The organism is Brevibacterium sp. (assembly GCF_052105255.1).
GTDB lineage: Bacteria > Actinomycetota > Actinomycetes > Actinomycetales > Brevibacteriaceae > Brevibacterium > Brevibacterium linens_B.
This window is the reverse complement of record NZ_JBQDYQ010000001.1, coordinates 1-26,331: the sequence shown is the minus strand read 5'-3', so window position 1 is coordinate 26,331 and position 26,331 is coordinate 1. Positions and strand designations below refer to the sequence as shown.

General features: G+C 59.9%; 23 protein-coding genes. 20 read left to right on the top strand and 3 right to left on the bottom strand.

What is annotated here, in order from left to right:
• The first annotated feature begins 55 nt into the window (after positions 1-55).
• The gene (locus tag ACTIIH_RS00115) at positions 56-1,090 is read left to right on the top strand and encodes a helix-turn-helix domain-containing protein (protein WP_441449952.1); all 1,035 of its coding nucleotides are present in this window, start codon (positions 56-58) and stop codon (positions 1,088-1,090) included.
• 67 nt (positions 1,091-1,157) lie between these two features.
• On the opposite strand, the gene ACTIIH_RS00110 is transcribed toward ACTIIH_RS00115, so the two are convergent.
• Positions 1,158-1,715 carry an aldo/keto reductase gene (locus ACTIIH_RS00110; protein ID WP_267892186.1) on the bottom strand — a complete coding sequence of 186 codons (558 nt, stop codon included), beginning with the start codon at positions 1,713-1,715 and terminating at the stop codon, positions 1,158-1,160.
• Entirely contained in the window at positions 1,703-2,278 is a 576-nt protein-coding gene (locus ACTIIH_RS00105) for an aldo/keto reductase (RefSeq protein WP_441449951.1), read from the bottom strand. Before ACTIIH_RS00105 ends, ACTIIH_RS00110 begins: the two co-directional genes overlap by 13 nt.
• On the opposite strand from ACTIIH_RS00105, the gene ACTIIH_RS00100 reads away from it, so the two are divergent.
• The 8 genes from ACTIIH_RS00100 (at position 2,262) to ACTIIH_RS00065 (ending at position 13,742) form a co-directional block, all read left to right on the top strand.
• Positions 2,262-2,396, top strand: coding sequence for an acyl-CoA dehydrogenase family protein (locus ACTIIH_RS00100; RefSeq protein WP_233429439.1), 135 nt, complete (start codon positions 2,262-2,264; stop codon positions 2,394-2,396). The two genes, ACTIIH_RS00105 and ACTIIH_RS00100, sit on opposite strands and share 17 nt — an antisense overlap.
• Positions 2,397-2,696: 300 nt before the next feature.
• Positions 2,697-3,809: a DNA cytosine methyltransferase gene (locus ACTIIH_RS00095; RefSeq protein WP_219618678.1), complete on the top strand. Its 1,113-nt coding sequence runs from the start codon at positions 2,697-2,699 to the stop codon at positions 3,807-3,809.
• 32 nt (positions 3,810-3,841) lie between these two features.
• Complete coding sequence (locus ACTIIH_RS00090) at positions 3,842-5,437, top strand: restriction endonuclease FokI C-terminal domain-containing protein (protein WP_441449950.1); 1,596 nt, start codon at positions 3,842-3,844, stop codon at positions 5,435-5,437.
• 496 nt (positions 5,438-5,933) lie between these two features.
• Positions 5,934-7,388 carry an ATP-binding protein gene (locus tag ACTIIH_RS00085; RefSeq protein ID WP_101643746.1) on the top strand — a complete coding sequence of 485 codons (1,455 nt, stop codon included), beginning with the start codon at positions 5,934-5,936 and terminating at the stop codon, positions 7,386-7,388.
• Between the two features lies 1 nt (position 7,389).
• Positions 7,390-10,248: a Z1 domain-containing protein gene (locus ACTIIH_RS00080; RefSeq protein ID WP_441449949.1), complete on the top strand. Its 2,859-nt coding sequence runs from the start codon at positions 7,390-7,392 to the stop codon at positions 10,246-10,248.
• Complete coding sequence (locus tag ACTIIH_RS00075; protein ID WP_324777946.1) at positions 10,245-11,192, top strand: PD-(D/E)XK motif protein; 948 nt, start codon at positions 10,245-10,247, stop codon at positions 11,190-11,192. Before ACTIIH_RS00080 ends, ACTIIH_RS00075 begins: the two co-directional genes overlap by 4 nt.
• Before the next feature lie 44 nt (positions 11,193-11,236).
• Positions 11,237-13,303: an AIPR family protein gene (locus ACTIIH_RS00070; protein WP_441449948.1), complete on the top strand. Its 2,067-nt coding sequence runs from the start codon at positions 11,237-11,239 to the stop codon at positions 13,301-13,303.
• Complete coding sequence (locus ACTIIH_RS00065; protein WP_441449947.1) at positions 13,191-13,742, top strand: very short patch repair endonuclease; 552 nt, start codon at positions 13,191-13,193, stop codon at positions 13,740-13,742. The genes ACTIIH_RS00070 and ACTIIH_RS00065 overlap by 113 nt, the downstream gene beginning before the upstream one ends.
• A gap of 47 nt (positions 13,743-13,789) precedes the next feature.
• Here the strand turns inward: ACTIIH_RS00065 and ACTIIH_RS00060 are convergent, their stop codons facing one another.
• On the bottom strand, positions 13,790-14,833 hold the full coding sequence (locus ACTIIH_RS00060; protein WP_101643217.1) for a DUF2891 family protein: 1,044 nt from the start codon (positions 14,831-14,833) through the stop codon (positions 13,790-13,792).
• 130 nt (positions 14,834-14,963) lie between these two features.
• Here ACTIIH_RS00060 and ACTIIH_RS00055 point away from each other — a divergent pair, with 130 nt between their 5' ends.
• The 11 genes from ACTIIH_RS00055 to ACTIIH_RS00005 all read left to right on the top strand — a co-directional run bounded on the left by ACTIIH_RS00055 (position 14,964) and on the right by ACTIIH_RS00005 (position 26,263).
• Positions 14,964-15,290, top strand: a complete 327-nt coding sequence (locus tag ACTIIH_RS00055) for a CHY zinc finger protein (RefSeq protein ID WP_096145667.1) — start codon at positions 14,964-14,966, stop codon at positions 15,288-15,290.
• A gap of 203 nt (positions 15,291-15,493) precedes the next feature.
• Positions 15,494-16,255, top strand: coding sequence for an IclR family transcriptional regulator (locus ACTIIH_RS00050; RefSeq protein ID WP_096145668.1), 762 nt, complete (start codon positions 15,494-15,496; stop codon positions 16,253-16,255).
• A 176-nt stretch (positions 16,256-16,431) separates the two neighbouring features.
• On the top strand, positions 16,432-17,379 hold the full coding sequence (locus ACTIIH_RS00045) for a dihydroorotate dehydrogenase (RefSeq protein WP_441449946.1): 948 nt from the start codon (positions 16,432-16,434) through the stop codon (positions 17,377-17,379).
• Between the two features lie 101 nt (positions 17,380-17,480).
• Positions 17,481-18,707, top strand: coding sequence for an MFS transporter (locus ACTIIH_RS00040; protein WP_441449945.1), 1,227 nt, complete (start codon positions 17,481-17,483; stop codon positions 18,705-18,707).
• 34 nt (positions 18,708-18,741) lie between these two features.
• Positions 18,742-19,242, top strand: coding sequence for a hypothetical protein (locus ACTIIH_RS00035; protein WP_441439236.1), 501 nt, complete (start codon positions 18,742-18,744; stop codon positions 19,240-19,242).
• On the top strand, positions 19,242-20,516 hold the full coding sequence (locus ACTIIH_RS00030; protein ID WP_441449944.1) for a Zn-dependent hydrolase: 1,275 nt from the start codon (positions 19,242-19,244) through the stop codon (positions 20,514-20,516). The genes ACTIIH_RS00035 and ACTIIH_RS00030 overlap by 1 nt, the downstream gene beginning before the upstream one ends.
• A 9-nt stretch (positions 20,517-20,525) precedes the next feature.
• Positions 20,526-21,428 carry an iron-sulfur cluster-binding protein gene (locus ACTIIH_RS00025; protein WP_441449943.1) on the top strand — a complete coding sequence of 301 codons (903 nt, stop codon included), beginning with the start codon at positions 20,526-20,528 and terminating at the stop codon, positions 21,426-21,428.
• The gene (locus ACTIIH_RS00020; protein WP_441449942.1) at positions 21,398-22,864 is read left to right on the top strand and encodes a dihydroorotase; all 1,467 of its coding nucleotides are present in this window, start codon (positions 21,398-21,400) and stop codon (positions 22,862-22,864) included. Before ACTIIH_RS00025 ends, ACTIIH_RS00020 begins: the two co-directional genes overlap by 31 nt.
• Positions 22,861-23,310, top strand: coding sequence for a hypothetical protein (locus tag ACTIIH_RS00015; RefSeq protein WP_096145672.1), 450 nt, complete (start codon positions 22,861-22,863; stop codon positions 23,308-23,310). The genes ACTIIH_RS00020 and ACTIIH_RS00015 overlap by 4 nt, the downstream gene beginning before the upstream one ends.
• A 167-nt stretch (positions 23,311-23,477) precedes the next feature.
• The gene (locus tag ACTIIH_RS00010) at positions 23,478-24,665 is read left to right on the top strand and encodes an NAD(P)-dependent malic enzyme (RefSeq protein WP_441449941.1); all 1,188 of its coding nucleotides are present in this window, start codon (positions 23,478-23,480) and stop codon (positions 24,663-24,665) included.
• 41 nt (positions 24,666-24,706) lie between these two features.
• Positions 24,707-26,263 carry an aspartate ammonia-lyase gene (locus ACTIIH_RS00005; protein WP_441449940.1) on the top strand — a complete coding sequence of 519 codons (1,557 nt, stop codon included), beginning with the start codon at positions 24,707-24,709 and terminating at the stop codon, positions 26,261-26,263.
• Positions 26,264-26,331: the final 68 nt, after the last annotated feature.

Genomic DNA, 26,331 nt, shown 5'->3' with positions numbered 1-26,331 from the left:
TCGACAATCGTGGACTGCCAATCGTCGACCGACGGACGAACGAGGAGGTGGTGACGTGCAGGAGCTGCTCGGCAGGATTGCCAAGCTCGATCCCGAGGCGAGCCTGGGTCTGCGCGTCATCGCCTGCTTCGACGAACTCATGGCCGGCGAGGTCAATTCCCATGCCCTCGCTTCCGCGGCCGCGGCTCTGGCCGGTTGCCCGGCCGGCTTTCGCAGTGGGGACGGGAGCAGGCAGCTGAGGGTCGATTCAGGCGGAGTCTCGATTCCGGGAGACCGACCCGCCGAGGTGGCCGCACTGTCCCTGCCGAACGATTCCGAGGTCTGGCTCGAGCGGGAGGACGGTGCCTTGCCCAACGATGAACTCATCCTTGAGAGATTCGGCCTGGCCATCGGGGTGAGATTCGGTCTCGAACGGCAGCAGCTGGAGACCCCGCGGGACGTGGCACTCGCCCTCGATCCTGCCGCGACGCCCGAAGACCGGAGTGCTGCCGCGGTTCGCCTCGGGCTGACGCCTGGTTCGGGATATCGAGTCCTCGCGGCCCCGCTGTTCGCCGTCTTCGAGAAACGACCCGCCGGTCCCACCGATGTCATCACCAGCGAACATGGCACTCTGCAGGTGGTCATCGTGACCGACGACACCGAGGACATCGCCGTGACACCGGCCGGACTGGGGCCGTCCGGGTCGATCGGAGAACTGCCGCGGTCACTGCGGGCAGCCGTGGTGGCACTGCGGCTCAGCCGCCCGCCCGAGGAAGGGCTCGTGCGGTCGGAAAACTTCGGTGGGCTCGTCGAACTGCTCGCCGAATCATCTGACACAACCGATCCGGACGCTGCTCTGATAGACGAGATCATGGACTCGCCGTGGGCGGAGTCCACGGTGCGCGTGCTCCTCGAAGCACCGACGATCAGGCAGGCGGCCCGCGACCTCGGTCTCCACCACAGCACGGTGCAGAGCCGGGCCGAGCAGATCGAACGCTGCCTCGGCTACGACCCGCTGTCGGGCTACAACCGCACCAGGTTGGGCATCAGCGTGCTCCGGTGGCGGCTTCGCAATTCCCGAGTGCTTGAACTTCCGGGGCCCGTGAGGTGAGGGGTTCTTGGCCGCTGTCGGGTGAGCGACTGGCGGCGCTCCTCCCTTACCCCCGTCCGGAGCTGATTCACCTCGGATTGTCGACGATATTGCGCCCGCCCTCGACAAGAGCCCGGATCTCATCGAGCCGCTGAATGTCCTCAGGTTCGAGTGGCAGGTCGAGCGCGCCGAGGTTCTCCAGACTGCGTTCGGGCCTGCGCGACCCGGGAATCGGAACTGAGTTGACTCCCATCTTGGCCGCCCGATTGAGGAGCCAGGCCAGCGCGACCTGAGCGTTGGTCGCGTGATGACGATCGGCCACCTCGGCGACGATGGAGACGATCCGCTGATTGGCATCCCACGCCTCACCCATGCGCGCGGTCCCGCCGCGGACATCGCCGGCCACCTGGTCCTTCGTCAGGGTGCCGGTGAGGAATCCGCGACCCAGCGGGCAGTACGGGACGAACCCGACCCCGAGTTCGGCGCAGGCGGGCACCACGTGGTCTTCGACGTCACGCGACCACAGGCTCCATTCGGATTGGACAGCCGTGATCGGGTGGACCGCGTGGGCGCGGCGCAGCTCGTCCGCGGTGACCTCGGACAGGCCGATGTGCGCGACCTTGCCGGCCGTGATCAGCTCGGCCATGGCCCCGACCGTGTCCTCAATGGAAACATCGGGATCCGGCCGATGCAAATAGTAGAGATGATCGAATCCACGCCGAGGCGGCGCAGCGAAGCATCGCAGGCTTCGTGTGCGTATTCGGGTCGTCCGTCGGTGCGTTCCGTCAATCCGTCAGAGAGTGTGCGCAGTCCGATGATGCCGAATTTCGTGGCGAGCTGGACATCGTCGCGGCGCTTGGCGAGGAAAGGGGCGAGCATCTCCTCGTTGGTCCCGGCCGGGCCGGTGGTGCCGTCGCGGGGTTCGCCGTATACGTCGGCAGTGTCGAGCAGGGTGATGCCGGCCTCGACGACTTTGCCGAGTGTGGCGTGGGCATCGTCGTCGGCAGCGCCGCCGTAGACGGCGATCTTGTACTCGGTGGCGGTCAGTGCTCGTTCGAGGTCGTGGATCTGTTCGATGATCCGCTGCCGTTGGTTGCGCGTGATCTGCAGACGTTCCGGAGTGGTCGACTCGCCTTGATTGACGATCTCGACATAGCGGGTGAGTTCGGCGATGCCCATGCCCGAGGACCTCATGACGATGAAGGACATGGGAATCTACGGGCTCGCCATCGACGAGCCGTGGGGGATGGGCAAGGTCTCGACCGAGGCGTATGCGCTCATCACTCAGGAACTCGCTCGCGGGTGGATGTCCCTGGCCGGCAACTGACGCTGTCTTGGAAGTGGTCTCTTAGATATAGCGTCGAGGTTCGCATCGAGCATTGGCACAGAAAAGTTCGTCCAGGTGTATCTTCAAGAAACATCTGACAGATACTCCTAAGCGGCGTGCCGCCCATGTCAGTGCAGAGCTATATGCTCCCGAGTATAAGAAGCGGAGCTGCGCGCAAGACACAACACAGCTAAGATGATCCTGTGTTGAACAGTGCAGCGCGGGGTGTATGAGCACTTCGTGAAGTGCATCCGCGGTGGCGCTACGACATGGTCTGAGGCAGGAAGAAGGGCGTTCGAGATGACGATGCAGATGGAAGATAGCAGGGCGACGCATCCGCAAGACGCCTCCGTGAAGACGTTCAGGATGGGCGAGTTGTTTTCAGGCCCGGGAGGGCTTGGTGTGGGCGCACATTTGGCCTCGAATGAGCACGGCAAGATCGTTCATCAGTGGGCCACCGATTATGACGAAGATACCTGCCGAACCTACGCATGGAACATTGTCGGAGATGAAGAATCAAGGTCGGTCGTTCACGCGGATATTCGAAAGCTGGATTACGAAGAGCTTGCGAAGCTCGGGGATATCGACGGCCTCTCATTCGGCTTTCCCTGCAACGATTTCAGCGTTGTTGGAGAGCGGAAAGGATTCGAAGGTGAGTTCGGTCCGCTATACACATACGGAGTCCAGGCGCTTAAACGGTTCCAGCCGGAATGGTTCTTGGCTGAAAACGTGGGTGGAATTCGTGCTGATGGTGGAGCCACGCTTCGCAAGATCTTCGGAGACATGATCGATGCTGGCTACCGGATCTACCCGCACTACTACAAGTTCGAAGAGTACGGAGTTCCTCAGGCTCGGCATCGCATGATCGTGGTCGGAATCCGCAAAGACATTGATGTTGAGTACAAGGTGCCAAGCCCCGAGGTATTTGCCGATTCAGATGTATCCGCGAGCACAGCACTTGCAGGTATCCCGGAGTGGGCTGCCAATCAGGAGCCGACTCGCCAATCAGAGCGAGTAATTGAACGGCTCAACCACATCCCGGCTGGAGGCAATGCATGGGTCGCTAACATGCCCGAACACCTGAGAATCAATACTCGGACCAAGCTTTCATCCATCTATCGTCGGCTGAGCTCGGATAAGCCTGCCTACACTGTCACCGGGTCGGGCGGAGGCGGCACCCACATCTACCATTGGTCAGAGCCCCGGGCTCTCACAAATCGTGAGCGTGCGCGCCTCCAAACGTTCCCCGATTCCTTCGTGTTCAAGGGAAATAAGGAGTCGGTGCGCAAACAGATCGGTATGGCTGTGCCGCCTAAGGGCGCGAAGGTGATCTTCGAAGCTATCCTCAACAGCTTTGCTGGAATCGAGTACCCCTATGTTGAACCATCCTTGATGAAGTACATTCCGAACTGAGCGGGAGCAACCGTTCGCGGTAGGGTTCGAATATGGCGACCAAAGACTATTGGATGCTCTCGCGGCCGCAGCGGAAGCTCTACCGTCTGCCTCTGACTGTTTCCGCCCTGAATGAAGCGGCTGGTGAGTCGGGGTGGGGTGGGAATCGTGAGAGCCACCTAGTTTTCGAAGAGATCCTCGAGCGAGAAGAAATCAAACGCCGCGGTGCACGAAGGGACCGAACTGGTTCTGGAGGACGGACGCACGCGGCACTGGTGCGTAGCCTCGGCCTGGCATTCAACTCAGACGAAACCGGAAGACTTGAGCTGACTCTAGCTGGCACTGCCTTGGCAGAGGGCGAAAATCCGTCCGCGGTCCTCAAACATCAGGTGATGAAGTTCCAGTACCCTTCTGTTTACTCGATGTCGCGCGGTGTTGATATTTCACCAGCTTTCAAACTTCGACCATTTGTGCTGTTGCTCCGACTTCTTCTTCACCCTGAACTAGGCGGCTATCTTACGAATGATGAAGTTGCCAGAGTGGTGATCTTGAACGGCACCGGCGACACCGAAGCTGACGCTGATCGAGTAGCGGCGGAGGTTAAGAAGTATCGTTCGACAGAAATCAACGAGGCCGAGTTTGTAGAGAGATTCGGTAAACGAGGCGATACCTTCGAAAAGATTGCGGATCGGTTCGGTGACATCGCAAACACTGTATTCAATTGGCTTGAGGTTACAGGCGTGATTGACCGTAGGCCGGGCGAGGTCGGTCTAGCCCCGAGTGGTGGGGATGAAGCTGCCAAACTAATTGAAAAATATGGGCGAGTCAAACTGATTCCCAACCCCGAGGATGAGGACAGGTTCCAGCGGGCGTATGGACTCCCTCCGGGAAAGTCAAAGGACACAAGAAATCTGAGCGGCGCTAAAGGCATCACACGCAACGAGTTTGTGCGCCGTCAGGTGACTACGAAATTGACGAGAATGTCAGAGCAGGAACTGCTTGTCGACGGCGCGACTTCGAACATTGTCACGCGGCTTGTCGATGAGACCGGATTTAGTCACTCTGAGGTTGAGAAAGCTGCTAAGAAGGTGCTCGGGACAGATCGGACACTGGATAATTTTCTATACAGCTACCAGTCGCTGCCGTACTCCTCGGCCAAAGATGCGCCCCGGAAGTTCGAACTGGCTACCGCCGAGCTCTTTCGGCGGGTTTTCAAGCTGGATGCGGAGTGCGTCGGACAAGCAGGGCGTGAGCCAGACGTCGTAGTCACTAAGCCTGGAGAGTGGCGAGGAATCGTCGATACAAAGGCCTACAGTGGTGATTACTCGCTTCCCTCTTCTCACGAACGAGCTATGCGTGAGTATGTGGAAACTTACCGCGCAGCGCCGGGCGCTCCGCTGAGGTTCTGGGTATTCATTGCTGCTTCCGTTTCGAAAGGTGCAAGACACCGAGTTCGGCAGCTGGCCGACCTCGTTGACAGTCCAGGTGCTGTGATCGGAATGTTGGCCTGGACTGAAATGATTCGGTTTGCTCAAAAGGGCAAGATTGATTCTGAACGCATGGCGGATCTGTTTGCGCTGAACAGCGAATTGACGATGGAAGACCTAAAGAAAGTTCTGAGCGCAGATCGCGACGTGTCCCTCGGCTAGTAGGCGAAGTTGCAAAGGGCCATCGGCGAATCAGTTTGTCGAGTGCAGACTGGACGAAACAAAAGTCCTTCTTTCACACCTGGAAACCGCAATATTTCGTGCCCGGCGGAAGACGATGCTCCCATCTGAGCTGATTGATTGCGATAAAGGACCTGTGTGGTTGAATCAGCCTGCGTTCCAAAACAGGGAATTGATCGATATCGCCCACTACGTCAGTGGGAGCAGCTAAGCTACGAGAAGGTTCGAAATTGCACGCTGAAACAGAGCGTCATCAGTACCAAGCAAGGTAGGTGTAGACAGTGATCAGATTCAGGCAGAGTGAACGCTTCCTCGGCGCAGGCGGTACAGCCAGAGTCACGAATTTCACCAGGCAACGACTGTTTCTGGACTCATCGCATTATCCCCCGACTACATCGAGACACGTGGCGAAATCACTAAAGCTTAAACAGGCCCCTGAATCACAGAACCTCCCTGTTGCAGTCGGGAGGATATTCCTATGACCTATGAGATCCTCACCCCGGGAATCGAGCTACTGGAATCCATGCGATCAGTAGGGTATTCCTTCGACGACGCCATCGCAGATCTTATCGACAATAGCGTCACTGCAAATGCGGACCGTGTCGATGTGGCAGGAGATCCAGTCGACGGCCTCTATGTGTCGATTCTCGACAACGGGGACGGAATGTCGCCCGAAGAAGCGAGGACAGCTTTGCGTCTTGCTGGAACTGGACGCGATGCGCGGGCCGAAAACGACTTGGGGCGATTCGGACTGGGCCTCAAGACCGCTTCACTTTCGCAAGGTCGAAAGCTGACTCTGGCTTCGAAGTTGAACGGTGAAGTCACGGTGATCCAGTGGGACTTGGACTTCGTTGCTGAAGCAGGGGACTGGCGAATCCGCGTTCTCGACCGCGAAGATATTGACCACATACCTGCGGCTGTAGACTTCGACCGGTTGGACTCTGGGACCTTGGTGATCTGGGAAACTCTGGACTATCTGATAGGAGAGTCCGAGCATCCTGACGAGGTGATGGCCAAGCACCTTCAAGAACTGCGGGAGCATCTCGGATTGGTGTTTCACCAGTTTCTGGATCATAACTACATCGGTGGACTTGAGATCTACGTCAATTCTGTCAAAGCAAAGCCACTGGACCCGTTTCTTTCTTCGGTCCGGAAGACACAGCGCTCACCAGTCGAATATTTCAAGATTCTCGGTGAGACTGTTGAGATGCAGTCCTTCGTGTTGCCCCACAGCAGTGCGTTGACAGAAAAGGAACTGAGACGCAAGGACTTGAGCTATGCGATGGAATCGAAACAAGGCTTCTATGTCTATCGAGGGCATCGGCTGATCGATTGGGGCAGTTGGTACGGAGTGACCAAGCAGTCGCAGTTGAAGAAGCAAACCCGAGTACGGGTGGAGTTCCCGAACAGCCTAGATCATCTTTGGCAGCTTGATATCCGCAAATCAAAAGTCCAGCCACCTCGGGAGTTCCTCAACCACTATCGGGCATTGATCCTCAACGAAACGAGGAAGAGCGAGCGGGTACACACGTACCGCGGCAGAGTTCGGCGGCGAGAGGATGAGGTAACCCCGCTGTGGAACTACATCGAAGAACGCCACCAGATCAGATATGAAGTCAATCACGACCATCCGTTAGTGCAAACGGCATTTACCGGTTTGACGAAAACGCAACGCCGTGCCGTGGAGACTCTTCTCGAAGACGTCGCGCGCTGTGTGCCCGCGCAGAGTGCATATGTTGAAATATCCGATAACAAAACATATGCCGCCGAAGAATACGACGCAGAGGATATTAGTAAACGAGTCGCCGTTTTTATCGACGGTGGTCTCATACCTCGAGATTCGGAAATCGCTTTTGATGTCCTAAAGGATATAGAGCCATTTTCTGAGCAACCGACTCTCCGCGAAATTATCGAAGAATTGATTGAGGACTAAGTTGACTGATTCTGCCCACGAGGAAACCTTTCGTAACATTCTCGCAAACATCCTGTCGAAAACCGATGATTCGGATCTTGCCCATATTAATGAAATAGCATTGGAATACAATGCGCTAAATGAGAAATTCGGCATGAGGATTTCTGACCAGCGAGCGGTAAAGATCGCGACTGAATTGGCCTCGGCGCATAAAAGCAAGCTGGAGTTGGGTGCGACAGTTCGGAACGAGTCCACCTTCGATCCATGGCTCGATGAACGCAAAGCAAAGGTCGAGATGCGCAGAGGCGCAACATACGATCGGCTGTTGATCGAGCGTGGTTGGGGCAAGAGCGTCGTTCGGACACTTGGTAGACAAACCGACAAGATTGTAGAACTTCTGGGAGATCCGGAGGTCGGAGCCAGCTGGAGTCGAAAAGGACTAGTTATCGGTGAGGTGCAGTCGGGAAAGACCGCCACGTATATAGGTGTGCTGAATAAGGCTATTGATCTTGGGTACCAGATAGTCGTCGTGATCGGTGGCCACACTGAGGACCTTCGAAGGCAGACGCAGGAGCGGTTGGACTCCGACCTTATTGGTGATGACACTTCTTTTCGAAGCGATGGGGCCTCGAGGCGACTTAACACACGGATCGGTGTTGGCCGGATCGATGAGAATATCGGAACAACTGCATTGACTTCGGCTCGCTATGACTTCAGTATGAAGACCGCTGAATCCACGACAGTCAATTTGGCCACTGGCAATCCGACCGTATTTGTGGTGAAGAAAAATACTTCTGTTCTGAAGAGCCTCGCCAAATATATCCGTTCGACTGCCGTTGGAGATGTTCATAATGTTCCGCTCGTCGTTATCGACGACGAGTCCGATTGGGCATCTGTGAATACCAGTGCCAAAGACAAGGAGCGGACCGCGGTCAATAGGGCGATTATCGACCTGCTGTCGGTTTCTCGGCGGAACTCCTATTTGGGGATCACTGCGACACCATTTGCAAATATCCTTATCGCAGACGACAAAGAAGCTCGCGACCTTTTCCCGCGTGATTACATCGTGGCGCTGGAAAGCCCTTCGACTTATCGAGGGGTCGATTTTTATTTCCCACCTGAGGGTGATAAATCACAGAATATTAATTCGGATATAGACGACTTTCATGAATTGCTACCCCAGAAGCATAAAAAAGATGCTGTAGTCAATAAGTTAGCTCGAAGTTTGAAAGATGCAATCCTTGCATTCTTTCTCGCTACGGCGGAACGATACCGTAGGGACGGGGCCCAATCGCCCTCCTCGATGATGGTCAATGTATCCAGATTCAATGCTGTCCAGGAAAAGTTTTCAATACTAATAGAAGATTATGTGGAATCTGTAGGTGAAGCTATCCTCGCTTCGGCTGGATACTTCGGTGAGAGAAGTGATGCCACTCCCAGGATCATAAGGGAGCTGCAACGAGTAGCAAATGCCCAGTTTGCTTCGCAAAATCTTGATGTACGCGATCTTGGGCCGGAGCTGCAGAAGGTCGCTGAAGATATTCACATTGACCTAGTGAACGGTCTGACGATGAAGGACCGCAATGATCGGTTGGCGACATTCACTCGAAAGTCCCTCGCTGAGTGGAAGCAAAGGCCCGCGATCTACGTGGGTGGGAATGTTCTTGCCCGCGGCCTGACCTTGGATGGCCTGGTCGTTTCCTATTTTACGCGTAGAGCGGGCGCCGCGGACACATTGCTCCAGATGGGGCGCTGGTTCGGGCATCGGCCAGGCTATGACGATTTGACACGAGTCTGGATGGACCGTGAAGTCATCGATCATTTCACCTACGTGGCCGGGGTTTCGCAAGATCTGCGAAATAGCGTTGCCGAAATGCGCGATCTGAATTTGACCCCGAGGGAATTTGGACTGAAAATTCGATTGCATCCGGAGACTTCCTTTCTCATCACAGCAGCCAACAAACAGCGAGCTGGTGTGAAACATGATTCTCCCGGAGTGTTTTCGTACCGAGGTAAGGCATTTGAAACTCACACAATTCCGAACAATGAACAATTGACTGAGCAGAATCGTCAAGCGGTGTTAGGTCTGCTCGAGATGTTGCCCGCTGGAGGCGCTGAACGGTCGTCGGGGAGTCGAAATATCTACTGGCGGGGTGTAGCTCATGAAACTGTTGAAAGTTTCCTTCACGACTTCAGCCTGAATACGAAATTACCTACAAGCAAGGTGTTCGGTATCGGCTCGTCACTGCCTGCGGGCATAGCTAGCGTCGGGCGTCAATGCGGGTGGACTGTCGGCCTCATGAGCGGAAGCGGCAAACATCCGGTGACGTACCTTGCAGAGGCTGATCTTCCGTACGATGTCGATGCGCGTGCATCGTATCGAAACAACGTGGAACTGTCCGAGGACGGGAAGGACTTAAGGCTTTCCCAGCGGAGATTGGCTACCGGAGGAAACATAGTTGCCTCTGTCGCTAGTGAGGAACGGGCTGCGGCTCTGGCCGCCCGAAAGAAGTCCAAATCGTACTCTGGTTCCAACGATTCCGAGCGTGAACTTACACAAAGCGAAGTGTTGAGGGCTGGGCTAAAGAGCCCGATGCTACTCATCTACACCGTTTCGATAGGACCTGAGTCAACGTCGGCGGTAGACGCCAGCATGCCTCCGGAGAAGAGGAATGCCCGTAGACGTCTAAGCGAGTTGAAGGAAGTACCTGCTTTGGTTATGGCGACTCCGGGACTATCGGAACAGGAAACAAGAGAGGACCTCGAATCTGGAGGAACCAAATTCGGCTCCAAATACATCGTCAATTCTGTTTACGCCAGACTGGAGCTCGGACTCGGTGATTGGGACGATGTAGACGAAGATGAAGGAGCTGGCCTGTGAGTCTATCAATTGAACGCATCGTGAGATCTTCTCAGTTGGCCGACGGAGAATTCGATGCGCTTGATCATCCGCACTTCAATGTTTGGCTCCAGTCTCGAGCAGGACATTGTCGAGTATCAGTGGGATATACAGGCAGGATTCCTGTAAGACTTCGCTCAAGCCGGGGGTACCGAGTTATCCACGACTTCAGGCAAGAGAGAGCGATGAACTACGTGGTCTTTGAAGAGAGCGAAGCCAGTCTGAGGAGGGCTTTTGCGACTGTCATGGTGGCTGCGTGGGAAAGTAGCCTGGAAAGCGAATCGCCTGAAGCTAGCTTGAGTTCATTCCTTGTTGCAGTGCGAGATCTCAAACAGTTGTTTGGGCGAGGTCGTTCAGGATTTTCCGCAGACGAGCTTAGAGGACTTATCGCCGAGTTGCTGACAATTCAGAGTCTGATCGATCTAGGTGGTGACGCGGAGCGTGTGCTTTCCGGATGGAAAGCGCCTTGGGGCTCTGTGCGAGATTTCGTCTTTTCGGCGACGCACAGTCTCGAGGTGAAGTCGGCCCGACCTGACAGTGGAACTATTACCGTATCTAGCGTCAGCCAGTTGGATCAGGAAGATCATGGACTGCAACTTGCAGTGTGGCCACTTGTCGAAAACGACGTGGATGCTCCGAAGTCAGTGGGCTTTGCGGATGTCCTTTCGGACATACGTGTCAAATGTGCCAACGACGAAAATGCCCTCCAACACTTAGACGACGCGATCATAGCTCTAGGGCTGGTGAACGCCGACGACGAGCTGAAAGACGTCGCATTCAGCTACGGCGATTGTGCTGTATACGACGTCAAAGATGATTTTCCGCGGATTCGAGCAGGCGATATTGCTGATCAGATCAGAGACGTCTCATATACGTTGAGGACCGGAGATCTGGCCAAGTTCGCCGCCGAGCTTGCCCTGCCTTGATCTGATTTGGCTACGTTTCCATATAGTGAAAAGAGGATTCGACGATGAATGACTTCCACGCCGAGCTCGAAAACGACATTGCGCTACGAGCTAGTGGGCAAGGTATTTTCCAGATACAAGCGTTTGCAGAAGAGCTCGGGAACCGTCTGCAGGACGCAGAAGAAATGTTCGACCTGAACATCGAACCTGTCTCGTGCCACGGCAGAAATCGTAAGCGACTTGAAATCCTCGGGTACGCCGAAGACGGCGGAGACGACTCTCTGATTGTTCTGGTCGGCAAATATTTCGGCGAATCCGGCGCGAAGCTGAACAAAACTGATGCTGACAAGATCTTCGATTTTGGCAAGTCATTCCTGATTCAATCTGAAGGGGGATACCTCGTCGACTATCTCGAAGAGAGTTCGAAAGAGTACGAGTACGCAGAGTATTTCAAGACGGCCTCAGAGCGATATGAGCAGATTCGTTTCTTCCTGATCACCGACGCGACGATGAGCGACCGAATCAAGCACATTCCTGATGAAACGGTTGCCGGGCTGCGATCAACATTTGAAATATGGGACCTCAACCGGTTCCAGCAGCTGGCCGAATCGCCTTCGGGCAAAGAAGACACAAATGTCGATTTCACTGAGTGGATGCCAGAGGGGCTGCCAATGCTGGCCAGTCAGGACGATTCAGATAATCCAACATTTGTCGGCATCATTCCGGGCACAGTTCTAGCCGAAGTCTACCGTCGTCACGGGACCAGACTTCTGGAATCGAACGTGCGGACGTTTCTGAGCGCACGGGGAAAGGTCAACCGTGGCATCCAACAGACTCTGAAACAGAACCCGGAGATGTTCCTAGCGTTCAATAATGGGCTGTCCACAACTGCGTCAGAGATCTTGTCGACAGGAGATGACCACACTCGTTTCATCGAAAGCATCACCAATTGGCAGATCGTCAACGGAGGTCAGACCACAGCATCATTGGCACACTACCTGAAGAGCAATTCGAGCAACACTCTCGATGATGTATATGTGCAGATGAAGCTGGTGCTCGTTGCCTCTGAGGAGGCTGCGGAGCGAGTATCGGAAATCTCCCGTTATGCCAACAACCAGAACAAGGTCAGCGAAGCTGACTTCTTCTCTAACAGTGAATACCACCGGCACATGAGCAGGTTGAGTGCAAAGGTGCTGGCGCCTCGAGCCAGAGGAGCTCAATACAGCACCCGATGGTTCTACGAGCGCACAAGAGGTGAGTTCGATAATGAACGCGCAAATCGGACAGTCGCTCAAGTGAAAGTTTTTGATCTCGAAGTGCCCAAGAGCCAGAAGATCACTAAGACCGACTGGGCGAAGTATCTGAATGCATGGGACCTACTGCCGCACCTTGTCAGCAAAGGTGCTCAGTCGAACTTCCTCGAGTTCGCGAAGAACGCAACAGACCTGTGGGAAAAACAGAAGTCCGCGTTCAATGAGGAATATTTTCGCAATGGCGTGGCAAAGGCGATTTTGTATTCAGCAATCCGCCGTACAGTTGCGCAGGCAAGTTGGTACGAGTCGGGCTATCTGGCGAATATCGTTGCCTACACAATGGCAAAAATCGCGTATGAGATTCCTCGGCATTTCGCCGGATCCGAATTGGATTTCTCTGCAATATGGAAGCGCCAAGAGCTGCCCGAAACAATGCTCGGCTCGATCGACTCAATTGCCGAGACCGTGCTCGCTGTACTGACCGCGGAAGATAGGCCGCAGGCGAACGTAACTCAGTGGGCAAAGCAACAGGCGTGTTGGGAGCGGGTCAAACGCGCACCTATTGAGTTCCGTCCAGAGTTCAAGAAGGCGCTTGTTGACAAGTCTGATGCTCAAGGAAAGCGTACGGAAGCCCGAAAGCTGCAGGCGATGGACAATGAATTCGAGGATGCGGCGCGAGTGCTGGCGATAGCCCCTGCTGTATGGGAGAAGGCGCTCTCGGAAGGTGTTTCTGAGGGTCTGCTCTCGAGCACAAACGTCGGAATAATTGAGAAGCTTCGCCAGGGTTCTATGGTGCCGACTGCACGACAGTCCAAATCGGTGCTTACTGCTCTGCAGCGGTTGGCAGATTTTGGGGTGGTGGGCAAAGACGAGTTCTGAGAGTGGCCCACGAAAGGGTGAAAACGGGTCATGGGCGTCTTCTGAGCATGCGCGTCTAACCATGGTAGCTAACAAGAGGCGTGACACGAAGTCGGAGTTGGCTCTGCGGTCGATCCTGCACTCTCGAGGGCTGCGCTTCCGTGTGGACTGTTCTCCGATGAAAGGGGTCAGGTCACGAGCTGACATTGTTTTCACCAAGGCGAAGATCGCAGTTTTCGTCGACGGGTGCTTCTGGCATGGTTGCCCGGAGCATTTCATCATGCCCAAGACGAACACAGATTACTGGTCGACGAAGATCAGCCGAAACTCGGAACGAGATTCTGCAGTCAACCGAAAGCTGAAGGACGCGGGATGGACCGTTATTCGGGTATGGGAGCACGAAGACTCTAGTGCTGCCGCCGACCGCATCGAAGCTGAATGGAAGCGAGCCGTGCAGTGATCCGAAGTGCAGGTTCAGTCGATGTATGTGGGTTGAGCTGATTTGAGTTACTTGCCCGGACTCGTTTGAACGGCCTCCCACGCGAAGGTCGCGAGCCAGTGGGACGACACGTACTCGTCTGAAACCGCGGCCTCGAGACCGGGGGCCATCAGCGATTCGACCCGTGTGAACATGCCTTTGGCCTGCGCCATGAGGTCATCATTGCCCGTATTCTCCGCGATCGCTTCTAGCCTCGGCGACAATCGCATCACCGATGCCGCGACCGAGAGGCCCAAACCGTAGAGGTGGCTCTGCTGGCCGTCGGTTGGGTCCAGGACCTTGACCGGTGTGAGCGCTGGTGACTCCGGCGAGAGTTCGGATAGAAACTCAGGTAGCCACGTCGCCAATTCGTCCTCGGCGAGCACTTCAGCCATGAGATCTGCCTCGCATAGGCCGGGGGAGAGGAAGTCGTGACCGCTGCGCTCCTGGCGGAAGTTCCACGCCGTGTCCTCGGCGAAGAATCGACGAGTCGCACCTGCGATGGCATCGACGACATCGTGCCGTTCTGCCTCTCGAGCACCGATGAGGATTCGACGCAGTCCGAACGCCGTGTTGGAATGCACTCCATGTCGAACCGGCTTGGCCACCTTCGGCAGCCATGCAGCCGCCAAGTCGAAGACAGTCTCGGCGAGCACTTGCGTGTGAGTACCAAGCGCGCGCAACTCCGGAACTTCGCTGGCATTGAGCACCCGATTGAGCTCGACCGCCCAGGCCCAGCCATACGGCCGCTCCCACGAGGGATTCTCACGGAGGAAGGCAGCCTCGGCGAGTATATTTTCCTCACTCAGGTGTGAAGAGAGAACTTCGAGCGCGCGTTCGCGCCAACCAGCACCCTCGGCCACTTCAGTCTCCAACAACGACGCCAGGAGGGAATGCATGTGCACGCTCGAATGCCAGTCATAGGAGTTCGCGAATGCGGGGTGCTTCTCCACCGCGGGCACGATATCGGCCAGACTCCGCGCCAGATGATGGGAGGCGTACGGATATTCGCGGGTGATATTGCTCAGCGCCACCTCGGCGAAGGGGTGGACGTAGTCGTCAATCTGCGGCATGGATCCTCATCGGCTCGGGGTCTTCCACTCTACTGGGATGATCACCAGATCAGGTGGAGAACCACAACGGTTAGGCTGGATCGGACCAGCACCAGCCCTAGTCGCGATGTTCAGGAAGGCGTGCCGAGCTATGGCGCGGATCCCCGAAGTATTCGGCCCGACGGTCGATGAGCACACTCGGTGCGTCCACTACGTGACCGAACTCGATATCATCGCCATCCGCTTCGCCTGCTGTGACCGCTACTATCCCTGCCACCTGTGCCACTCCGAGACTGCGGATCATCCCGCACAGCAGTGGCCACGAGAGAAGTTCGACCAGCCCGCCATTCTGTGCGGGAACTGCTGGACAGAAATGACGATCGAGACGTATAAGTCGGTCGACGAGTGCCCGGAATGTTATGCGGCATTCAACCCCCGCTGTGCGGCGCACTCGGAACTCTACTTCGACAGTAAGTGAAGAACCCGCTCAGTGACGGAACTGCATTATCGCGATCATTGCTGCCGTACCCTAGCAGTCGAGTGAGACCAGATGGAGTTTGCGGGCGGTGTCTTGGACGTCGCAGACCACCTAGAGCGCAGCGCGCGGCAGCGACCGTGAGCTGGATAGACTGATGAGCCGCAATGCTCGTAGACTCACAGCAACTATTCGGAGGAGGCCGTGTGCAGGTGATCGTTCGCTCACTGAGTATTCTGCGGACCCTGGCTCACAGCGCCGGCGGCCTGAGCCTCGCCGAACTCTCCGACCGGATCGGCATCCCCGTGTCCTCGGCCCATCGGCTAATGGGAACGCTCGAATCCGAAGGTTTCGTCACCCGCTCGACGACGAATAGGCGGTACTTCATCGGTCCGGCCAGCCGAGAGCTCGCCGAAGCCGGTCGGCAGCACCAGTCTCCGTTGGTGACCGCCCACCCTGCCGTGGTCGAGGCCGGCCGTGTCAGCGGCGAGACCATATTCCTCTGCGAGTTCACCGGTGCCGCTGTCGTCTGCATCGCGATGACGGAGTCGACACGACCGCTGCGACTGTTCGTCCGGGTCGGTCAGACCATGCCTCTCAATGCCGCCGCCTCGGCGCGGGTCCTCTTAGCCTGGCGTGATCCGGAAGAGGTGCGGCAGGTGCTGTCCCGATCAGCGCTTCTGCGCTATATGCGCGGCACCCCGGTATCGGTCGCCGAGGTGTTCTCTCACCTCCAGCTCATCCGCTCACGCGGCTATGACATCTGCGACTCCGAGCTCGACGACAACGTCTGGGCCGTCTCGGCTCCCATCCGCTCGTCGACCGGCGACGTCGTCGCGTCAGTCACCCTAGCGGCTCCCTTCCACCGGATGGGCACCGAGGAAGCGAAATCCTGGGCGATTTCCACGGTCAGAGACACCGCTTCTGAGATGTCCGGTGACCTCGGATACACCCCTTCCGAGACGTAGGGGCCGGCGAATCCACCCGCAGCTCGCGACGACCGCGTGGCGGTGCAGATGTGAGCGATTGCATTCACCTCGCGGAAATCTCAAAGCGAGTTCCGTGATCTGCTTGACACCCTGAAAAGCGCCCGACTAAGAATGTCGACATAGCAAAAGTGGAAATCGCATTTTCAGATTGGACGATGATGTCGGCAACAGCAGTCACAGCTCCCCCCGCACCGGTCGTCGACCTCGGTGTCGACCTCGGCGGGGTGCACCTGACGAATCCCGTCATGCCGGCCTCCGGCTGTTTCGGACCCGAACTCGCCGGAGTGATCGACGTCGACGGCCTCGGCGCGATGGTGACGAAGACGGTGTTCGACCAACAGCGGGCGGGCAACCCCGCACACAGGTTGACGGAGACCGCGCACGGCATGCTCAACAGCGTAGGAATCCCGAGCCCGGGCTCTGCCGGGTTCCGCAGTGGTCTGCTGCGCGACTACCAGGCATGCGGAACCCGACTCATCGTCAGCATCGGAGGGCTCTACACCGATGAGTACTACGACATCGCCGGCGCACTCGCCGACGAGACCCTCGACGCGTTCGAACTCAACATTTCCTGCCCCAACCTCGAACACGACGGGCTGCCTATCGGTGCCTCACCGGAGCGGGCCCACGAGGTCATCACCGGCGTCAAGGCGATCGTGGACAAGCCCCTCTTCATCAAACTCACCCCCACCGTCGCCTCGATCGCAGAGATCGCAGCGGCCTGCGAAGATGCCGGAGCCGCCGCGGTCGTCGTGTCCAACAGTTACCCGGGACTCGCGATCGACATCGCCTCACGCACAAGCGTGCTGGGCAACGGCGCAGGCGGCTACACCGGGCCCGCCGTCAAACCCTTGGCCCTCAAGCTCGTCCACGATGCCGCCGGAGCTGTGTCCATCCCCGTCATCGGTTGCGGAGGGGTCGCCACCGCGGGGGATGTGCTCGAGTTCCTCATCGCCGGTGCCGGCGCGGTCCAGGTCGGTACCGCGACCTTCACCCGTCCGACTGCCATGAACGACATCATCAACGAGCTGCCGGAGGTCTGCGCACGATACGCAATCACCGCACTCCACGAGGTCATCGGCAGCCTCGAAATGCCTCACTGAACCATCCGCTTCGAAGGAAAAGGACCATGGACGCAGACAACGGAACACCCACAGCACGAGCGGCGACCAGTCGCAGCACCGCAGCGGAAGGCGGGCCGGCAATGGAGCCACCTGAAACAGTCGAGGAGCAGAAGTACGGCCGCAAAGCCGTCTTCGCCTCAGCGATCGGCTACGGCCTCGACGGATTCGACCTGCTCATCCTCAGCTTCGCCCTGTCGGGAATCATCGCCACCTTCGGACTGACGAATGTCCAGGCAGGATCGCTGACCACTCTGACGCTGCTGGGCGCAGTCCTGGGCGGACTCGTCTTCGGGATGCTCAGCGACCGCCTCGGCCGCGTCCGGATGCTGACTTATTCGGTCATCCTCTTCTCCGTATTCACCGGTCTCAGCGCCGTCGCCTTCGGCTACTGGGACCTCGCCGCCTACCGGTTCATCGCAGGCATCGGCATCGGCGGTGAATTCGGCATCGGCATGACGTTGGCCTCCGAGGCGGTATCGGCGTCCAAACGTGCCCGGGCGACCTCAAGGGTGGCCATCGGCTTCCAGTTCGGGGTCCTCGCCGCAGCTCTGGGTTCCGCCCCGATCATCGCCGCCTTCGGTTGGCGCGGACTCTTCGTCGTCGGAATCCTGCCTGCCGTCATCGCCGTGATCATCCGCAAGCGCCTCCACGAGCCCCCGAAGTTCGTCGCCCATCAGGAAGCTGCACGCGAACTCGCCGAACCTCAGAAGTCCTCGCTGCGGGTGCTCTTCGACTCTCCCGTCCGACGCCGGACGACGATCGCGATCGCCGTACTCGCGACCGTGCAGAACTTCGGCTACTTCGGAATCATCACCTGGTTGCCGAACTACCTGAGCACGCAGATCGGACTCGATGTCACTGGCTCGTCGCTGTGGACCGCAGTCACGGTGTTGGGAATGATGCTCGGAATCGTGATCTTCGGCCAGCTCGGTGACCGGATCGGACGCCGCAAGACCTTCTGGATCATCCAGATCGGCGCCGCAGCCTCGGTGCTCGCCTACAGCCTCATCGACAGCCCTGTGCTGCTGCTCGTCGGCGGCTTCGTCATGGGCTTCTTCGCCAACGGCATGCTCGGCCTCCTCGGCGCGCTGATCTCCGAGCACTACCCAACCGAGGCGCGTGCGACCGCGCAGAACGTTCTGTTCAACTTCGGCCGCGGCATTGCCGGATTCGCACCGCTCATCATCGCCTTGATCGCGGAGAACCACGGGTTCGCGTTCGCGCTGGGGCTGCTGCCGGTCATCTACCTGCTGGCCTTCGGTGCAATGTTCTTCATCCCGGAACGCACAGGCACAGAACTCGAATGACCGGCCCGACCGCTGACAGAAAAGGTGACCACAGATGACAACCATGACCGCCGCTCACCTGCCCCTCCCATCACCGGCGGAGGCGCAGGAACAGCTGAACGCGGACCTGCGCGCCGTACTCAGTTCGGACCCCACCGCTGACTCGCCGATCCTCGTGGGCCGACCCTCGATCCTGCGTCGCCTGGCCGCCGGCATCGCGGCGTCCATCGGACCCGAGACCGACCGGATCATTGCCCGCACCGGTCCTGACGCACAGCTGGCGACCGCAGTGTCAGTGCACACCGGGGTGGCGCTGGCCGTTATCAGCGCCGACGGATCCGTCAGCGGGGAAATCCACCCGGGCGAACGGATCGTCACCGTCTCCCTGTTCGCCGCCGACTACGAGGCACACAGCCTGGCAGCGCAGATTGGTGAACGCGGAGCCGCAGTGCTCGGCCACCTGCACGCGATCGACCTCCCGGGCGACCGTGCTATGCCGACCTCCGCGGTGACCGCGCCGGGGCTACTCGGTGAGACCGGTGAGGAGGCACACTGATGACGACGATCACCGAAGCATCGCTGGCGTCGCAGACGACAACTGAGACCCTCGTCGACGAACTGCTCAACCGGTTCGCGCGCCTGACCGAGACCGGCCACGGGCCGGGAGTGACGCGACTAGCCTATACGCGCCTTGAACGTGAAGCTCATGAGGTCTTCACGGAGTTCATGACCGATCTAGGACTTACCGTTTGGACCGACCAGGCCGGAAACACCATCGCAGAGCTCGCCGGACGTCGGCCCGGACCAGCCATCGGCACCGGATCCCATCTGGACAGCGTCCCGAACGCAGGCGCCTATGACGGCATCGCCGGAGTCATCGCCGCCATGGTCGCGGCATGGCAGCTGGCCGAGCAGGAGACCTTCGACCATCCTCTGCGATTCGTCGCCTTCGCCGCCGAGGAGGGAGCCAGGTTCGGTCAGGCCTGCACCGGCAGCCGCCTGGCCGCAGGGCTCACGGAGTCGGCCGATCTCGACCACCTCCACGACGCGGCGGGAACGAGCATGGCCGACGCCTTCCGCGAGGTCGGACTCGACCCCGAGGCGGCAGACGAGGCTCGCTGGAGCGCGGACGATTGGGCCGGCTTCGTCGAACTCCACATCGAACAGGGAAGCGTGCTCACCGACACGAACACGCAGATCGGCGTGGTCGATACGATCTCCGGCAGCACTCGCCTGCACGTCGAATTCCGAGGACGGGCCTCTCATACGGGAGGCACGCCCATGCACCTGCGCGCCGATGCCCTTGCCGCTGCGGCCGAACTCATCACAGCCGGAGAGACCCTGGCCACGGACCCGCGTCACCGCGGGACGCGGATCACGGTGGGCACGATCGAGGTCGAACCCGGATCAATGACGACCATTCCCGGCCTGTGCCGTCTCGACGTCGACATCCGCGACACCGACGACCGCCGCCAGCGCGAGACCGCTCTCGAACTCATCGGCCGAGCCGAAAGGCTCGCGGCCGAACGCGGCGTCGACAGCGATGTGCAGGTCGTCGCCGACGCCTCACCGGCGATTCTGCCGCTGAGCATCCAGCGGCAGCTGACGTCCGCAGCTCACGAGGTCGGCTGCTCCTACCGAGTCATGCCGAGCGGGGCGAGCCACGACACACAGATGATCAGCCATGTCTGCCCAGTGGGCATGCTGTTCGTCCCGAGCCAGAACCACGGCATCAGCCACGCTCCGGAAGAACTCACCCACACCACGGATATCGTTCGCGGCATCGACGTGCTCATCGCCGGCCTGCGAGGCCTCGACTCGGCAATCTAAGGACATCCCATGACCACCATGACCCCACCAGCCGCTCCGCCCGGTTCGGCGAAAGAGACCGCATCCGTGCAGAAGAGCTGGGGCCTCGTCGGCCTGCAGCGCGCCTCACGTCCTCGCATCCGAAGCCTTGACGCCGAGGTGGTCGAACACCGACCACTGACCGAGCACTACCGTGCCATGACCGTCGTGGCACCGGAGATCGCGAGCACGGCACTGCCCGGACAGTTCGTCATGCTCACCGTGGCGAGGAAGAACCGAACGGTGCCGGCGCTGCCCCGGCCGATGGCGATCTACTCGGTCGACGTCGAAGCCGGAACCGTGGAGATCCTCTACGGAGTCGTCGGCGATGGAACTCGGACCCTCGCTGGCTTCGACGAAGGTGAACAGATCCACCTCATCGGTCCCCTCGGACAGTCGTTCGACCTCGGGCGGGGGACACGCTCAGCGCTGCTCCTCGGACGAGGGATCGGCACCTGCTCACTGACCACCGTGGCCCAGCAATACGGCGACAGCATCGACATCACTGCGGTGACCAGCGGACGCCGACAGGAGTCGCTCATCGGAGCCGACTTCTACCGGCGCCACGGTGCCCGGACGGTGTTCGAGGTCACGGACGCTGACGGGACTAGCAGCCCCGAATGCCTTCACACCGCTCTCACCCTCGAGCTCGATTCCGCGCCGCCGGACGTGATCCTCACATGTGGCTCGAACCGCCTGGTCACCCTGTCGGAGTCCTTGGCCGCACGCTGGAACTGCGCGATCCAGGTGTCGGTGGAGGCACAGATGGCCTGCGGGATCGGCTACTGCCACGGCTGCGCGTCCGGTGCTCGCAGCGAAGGCGCCGAGAGCCCGCTGATCTGCAACGACGGTCCTGTGTTCGCATGGGAGCAGCTGCCGGGCGGCAACGCATGAGCGCGGACAAGGGCGCGAGATCGGGCGTCGGCGACCCGACCGGGGACTGCATCCTCGCGGGCGTGCGCCCCTATGGCGGTCACCGCACAGATGTGACCATCCGGGCCGGGCGGATCGCGGCGATGGAGCCGGCGGCCGATCGGGCGGACGGCGACACCGCGACGCCGACACAGACAGTCATCGATGCCCGCGACCTCATTCTCCTGCCCGGACTCGTCGACCTGCACACGCATCTGCGCGAACCGGGCGGCGAAGAGTCCGAGACGATCGCGACCGGGGCCCGTGCCGCGGCCGCGGGCGGATTCACCGACGTGTTCGCCATGGCCAACACGTATCCGGTGACCGACGATGCGGACCGAATCCGGGAGGTCAAGGAACGATCCCGGGAGCAGACCTCTGCCCGTGTCCACCCCGTGGGAGCGATCACCCGCGGACTCCGGGGCACCGAGCTGGCCCCGCTGGAGGACATGGCTGCCGCCGGAGCGCGGGTCTTCTCCGACGACGGCAAGTGCGTCAACGACTCGGCTCTGATGCGCCGGGCCTTCCGTTCGGCAGCTGCGAACGATGTGACCATCGCTCAGCACGCTCAGGACGGCCCGATCGCCGGTGACGGTCAGATCAACGCCGGTCCCGTGGCGGAAACGACGGGCCTGCCGCCATGGCCGTCGGTCGCCGAACACATCATCATCGCCCGAGATGCCTTGCTGGCCGCGGAGTTCGGTGCCCACCTGCACGTCTGCCATCTGTCGACGCGTGGATCGGTCGATATCGTCCGGTGGGCCAAGAGCCAGGGCTGGCCCGTGACCGCCGAGGTCACTCCTCACCACCTGCTGCTCACCGATGAGATCGCCGCCCTCGCCGATCCGCGGTACAAGGTGAATCCGCCGCTGCGATCCGATGATGACGTCCTGGCCCTGCGCGAGGCCGTCCTCGACGGGACCATCGACGCCGTGGCGACAGACCATGCCCCGCACACTGCGGAGAGCAAGGACAATCATTGGTGTGAGGCACCTTTCGGAATGATCGGCTTGGAGACCGCAGCGGCCGTGGTCGCTTACGTCCTCGCCGACTGCGGCGGACTGGACTGGCGGCGCTTCGCCGAGCTGACCTCGACCACTCCTGCCCGCATCGGGCGCATCGCCGATTTCGCCGGTCGACCGCTGGCGGTCGGCGAACCGGCGAACTTCGCCCTCGTCAACAGCGACCACACGTGGTCGCCGGACACGAGCCGACGGTTCAGCCGTTCCTCGAACACTCCGTTCCCCACCTTCGAGTTCAGTCACAAGGTCGTCGGGGCCGTCTGCGACGGGGTCTTCACCCATGTCGACGCCGACTGCGGTCTCAGTGTCGGAGACCAGACGGAGTCGTCCTTGCATCGCACGCAGAACACCCATATGATCACACCCTCGACAGCCGAAGGAGCTCATAGCCGATGAACAGTTCAGACGCACACAACGCAGAAGAGGTTTCCCCGACGCCAGAGACCTCCGGTCGCAGCTCTGTCTCCACTCTGCCTGCCATGTACCGGACACCGCATCAGGTCGATGTGCTCGCTGATGCAGTCATCGCAGAGTTGTCGGGGATCTCGACCGACGTGATCGTCAGCTGGTTCAACGCCGAGGACACAGTGGTCGCCCATGTCATCGCCGATAAGCTCGGTGCCTCTCGCGCTGTCGTCGACGAAGACATGGGCATCCTGTCGATCGAACCGAGCCTGACGCCGAACAGCAGGGTCCTCATCGTCGGATCCGTGTCCTCGTTCAGCGAGATCCGGACGGAAGAAGCGATGCGCACCGTGCTCGGCAATGAAGATCACAGCGTCGTCGGAGTCGCGAAGATCGACAGCGGTGAGGGTCTCAACTTCGAACTCCACCGAGGCTGACGACCTCCACCAGCCACCTGCATCGGCCAACGCCCGCCAGATTCGAACGCCGACCGCCGGCGGACCCGAGACGGGGTCCGTCCGGTCGAGTGCGCCCGAATCCTCCCTGCGCGCACATCGAATGTCGCCGCAGACCACCTCCATCAACCAGGCAATGAGGACTGACGATGTCGATTCCGACCGAAACCTCCCAGACCGAAAACCACACTCCCATCACCGACGCCGAGATCTTCGAGGCGCACGAAGGCGGCAAGCTCTCCGCCGAGCTCACCTCACCGCTCCAGACCCAGCGCGACCTCTCGATCGCGTACACCCCCGGCGTGGCCAAGGTCTGCACCGCGATCAAGGACGAACCGCAGCTGGCGCGCACGCACACGTGGACCGGCCGGCTCGTCGCGGTCATCTCTGACGGGTCGGCTGTGCTCGGTCTCGGTGACATCGGTCCGGCCGCCTCGCTGCCGGTGATGGAGGGCAAGTGCGCTCTGTTCAAGTCCTTCTCCGGGCTGAATGCGATTCCGATCGTGCTCGATACCAATGACACGGACGAGATCGTCGAAACGATCGTCCGCATGGCCCCGACCTTCGGAGCGATCAACCTCGAGGACATCTCCGCCCCGCGTTGCTTCGAGATCGAAGACCGGGTCAAGGAAGCCCTCGACATTCCCGTCATGCACGATGACCAGCACGGCACCGCCGTTGTCGTCCTCGCCGCGCTGACGAACGCTCTGCGCGTGGTGAAGAAGTCCTTCGAGTCCGTCCGCGTCGTCGTCTCCGGTGCCGGTGCTGCCGGTGTGGCCGTGGTGAAGATCCTTGCCGACGCAGGTGTCAAGGACATCGTCGTCCTCGATTCCAAGGGCGTCGTCGAGTCCGGTCGCTCCGATCTGACCGAGACCAAGCAGTTCCTGGCCGAGTCGACGAATCCGCGCGGAATCGCCGGTGGGATCGGCGAGGCCCTCGACGGTGCCGATGCCTTCATCGGCGTCTCCGGCGGCACCATCGACGAGGCGCACCTGGCCAACATGGCCGACGACGCGATCATCTTCGCTCTGTCGAACCCCAACCCCGAGGTGGTCCCCGACGTCGCCGCCAAGTACGCCACCGTGGTGGCCACCGGGCGCAGCGACTTCCCGAACCAGATCAACAACGTCCTCGCATTCCCCGGAATCTTCCGCGGTGCGCTCGACGCTGATGCATCCGAGATCACCGACGATATGAAGCTCGTCGCCGCTCGTGCGATCGCCGATCTCGTCGGCGATGACCTCGAGCCCGGCTACATCGTGCCCGGTGCGCTCGATTCCCGAGTCGCTCCGGCCGTCGCCGAGGCGGTCGAGAAGTCCGCGCTGAAGAGATCGTGAGATTTTCAAACACATGACAGAGATGAGACTGTGAAAACACTATGACTGAGTCGACTTCATCCTCACTGCAGACCGTTTCGATTCCCCTGACTGCACAGGACCCTCAGAACCTCCCCACCCGTACCGAGACCGACTCGATCGGCAGCCTCGAGATCCCCGACACCGCGTACTGGGGAGTGCACACGGCCCGTGCGAACGAGAACTTCCCCATCGCCCGCCGCCCCATCTCCGTCTATCCCGACTTCGTCCGCGCCTTCGCCTGCGTCAAACAGGCCGCAGCCCGGGCCAACGCCGAGATCGGAGCGCTCGATGACCAGCGCGCGAACCTCATCGACGCCGCCTGCGAAGAGATCAAGTCCGGCAAACTCCACGACCAGTTCGCCGTCGGCGTCGTCCAGGGCGGAGCCGGCACCTCGACGAACATGAACGCCAACGAGGTCATCACCAACCGTGCGCTCGAGATCGCCGGCCGGTCCAAGGGCGACTACGCGTTCATCCACCCCAACGACCACACGAACCACAGCCAGTCGACGAACGACACCTACCCGACCGCGATCAAGATCGCGCTGGCGTTCTCACTGCAGAACCTCCTCGGCGAACTCACGCTCCTGGCCGATGCCTTCGCCGCGAAGGGCCGCGAGTTCGCCCATATCGTCAAGGTCGGGCGCACCCAGCTGCAGGATGCGGTGCCGATGACGCTCGGTCAGGAGTTCAACGCCTTCGCCACCACCCTGCGCGAGGACGTCGAACGTCTCGAGGAAGCGGTCGCCCTCCTCGGCGAGGTGAACATGGGTGCTACCGCGATCGGCACCTCGATCAACGCCCCGGTCGGGTACAAGGAAGCGGTCATCAAGCACCTGCGTGAGATCACCGGGCTCGACCTGAAAACGGCCGGCGACCTCGTCGAATCCACCTCCGACACCGGCGTCTTCATCACCTTCTCCGGGGCGCTCAAGCGCAGCGCGCTGAAGATGTCGAAGATCGCCAACGACCTGCGCCTGCTGTCCTCGGGGCCGCAGGCCGGCATCGGTGAGATCAAGCTGCCCGCCCGCCAGGCGGGATCGTCGATCATGCCCGGCAAGGTCAATCCCGTCATCCCCGAGGCGGTCTCCCAGGTCGCGTACTCCGTGGCCGGCGCCGACGTCACCGTGTCCATGGCCGTCGAAGGCGGACAGCTGCAGCTCAACGCCTTCGAGCCGATCATCGCCCACTCGCTGTTCCAGTCGATCACGTGGCTCGAACGCGCGGCCCAGACTTTCCGCATCAACTGCGTCAATGGCATCACCGCCAACGAGGCGCATATCGAGGACACCGTCGACCGCTCGGTCACCGTCATCACCGCGTTGGCCCCGGTCATCGGCTATGTCGCCGCAGCAAAACTGGCGAAGGAAGCACTGGCGAAGAACGAACCGATCGCCGATCTCGTCGTTGAGCACGGGCTACTTGAACGGGACGAGCTCGGCGAGATCCTCCACCCCGAACGGCTGACCGGCATGCCCGCCGACGATTCCGTCGGCAACATCGCCACCGGCACCGAGGCGGTTCCCCGGGATGAGGTGACCACCGAGCTGCCGATCATCCCCGCCCCGGAGGGGTAAGCGGCTCGCGCAGGGCCGGCAGCTCCCTGTTCCGGATCAGGACTCGAGCGACCGCCAGGCGTCGTAGG

Coding starts and splice junctions, on each gene's coding strand:
- ACTIIH_RS00110 (WP_267892186.1), bottom strand. CDS start 1,715: ATGGCCGAGCTGATCACGGCCGGCAAGGTCGCGCACATCGGCCTGTCC.
- ACTIIH_RS00100 (WP_233429439.1), top strand. CDS start 2,262: ATGACGATGAAGGACATGGGAATCTACGGGCTCGCCATCGACGAGCCG.
- ACTIIH_RS00105 (WP_441449951.1), bottom strand. CDS start 2,278: ATGTCCTTCATCGTCATGAGGTCCTCGGGCATGGGCATCGCCGAACTC.
- ACTIIH_RS00095 (WP_219618678.1), top strand. CDS start 2,697: ATGACGATGCAGATGGAAGATAGCAGGGCGACGCATCCGCAAGACGCC.
- ACTIIH_RS00090 (WP_441449950.1), top strand. CDS start 3,842: ATGGCGACCAAAGACTATTGGATGCTCTCGCGGCCGCAGCGGAAGCTC.
- ACTIIH_RS00085 (WP_101643746.1), top strand. CDS start 5,934: ATGACCTATGAGATCCTCACCCCGGGAATCGAGCTACTGGAATCCATG.
- ACTIIH_RS00070 (WP_441449948.1), top strand. CDS start 11,237: ATGAATGACTTCCACGCCGAGCTCGAAAACGACATTGCGCTACGAGCT.
- ACTIIH_RS00060 (WP_101643217.1), bottom strand. CDS start 14,833: ATGCCGCAGATTGACGACTACGTCCACCCCTTCGCCGAGGTGGCGCTG.
- ACTIIH_RS00055 (WP_096145667.1), top strand. CDS start 14,964: ATGGCGCGGATCCCCGAAGTATTCGGCCCGACGGTCGATGAGCACACT.
- ACTIIH_RS00045 (WP_441449946.1), top strand. CDS start 16,432: ATGATGTCGGCAACAGCAGTCACAGCTCCCCCCGCACCGGTCGTCGAC.
- ACTIIH_RS00040 (WP_441449945.1), top strand. CDS start 17,481: ATGGAGCCACCTGAAACAGTCGAGGAGCAGAAGTACGGCCGCAAAGCC.
- ACTIIH_RS00035 (WP_441439236.1), top strand. CDS start 18,742: ATGACAACCATGACCGCCGCTCACCTGCCCCTCCCATCACCGGCGGAG.
- ACTIIH_RS00030 (WP_441449944.1), top strand. CDS start 19,242: ATGACGACGATCACCGAAGCATCGCTGGCGTCGCAGACGACAACTGAG.
- ACTIIH_RS00025 (WP_441449943.1), top strand. CDS start 20,526: ATGACCACCATGACCCCACCAGCCGCTCCGCCCGGTTCGGCGAAAGAG.
- ACTIIH_RS00020 (WP_441449942.1), top strand. CDS start 21,398: ATGGGAGCAGCTGCCGGGCGGCAACGCATGAGCGCGGACAAGGGCGCG.
- ACTIIH_RS00015 (WP_096145672.1), top strand. CDS start 22,861: ATGAACAGTTCAGACGCACACAACGCAGAAGAGGTTTCCCCGACGCCA.
- ACTIIH_RS00010 (WP_441449941.1), top strand. CDS start 23,478: ATGTCGATTCCGACCGAAACCTCCCAGACCGAAAACCACACTCCCATC.
- ACTIIH_RS00005 (WP_441449940.1), top strand. CDS start 24,707: ATGACTGAGTCGACTTCATCCTCACTGCAGACCGTTTCGATTCCCCTG.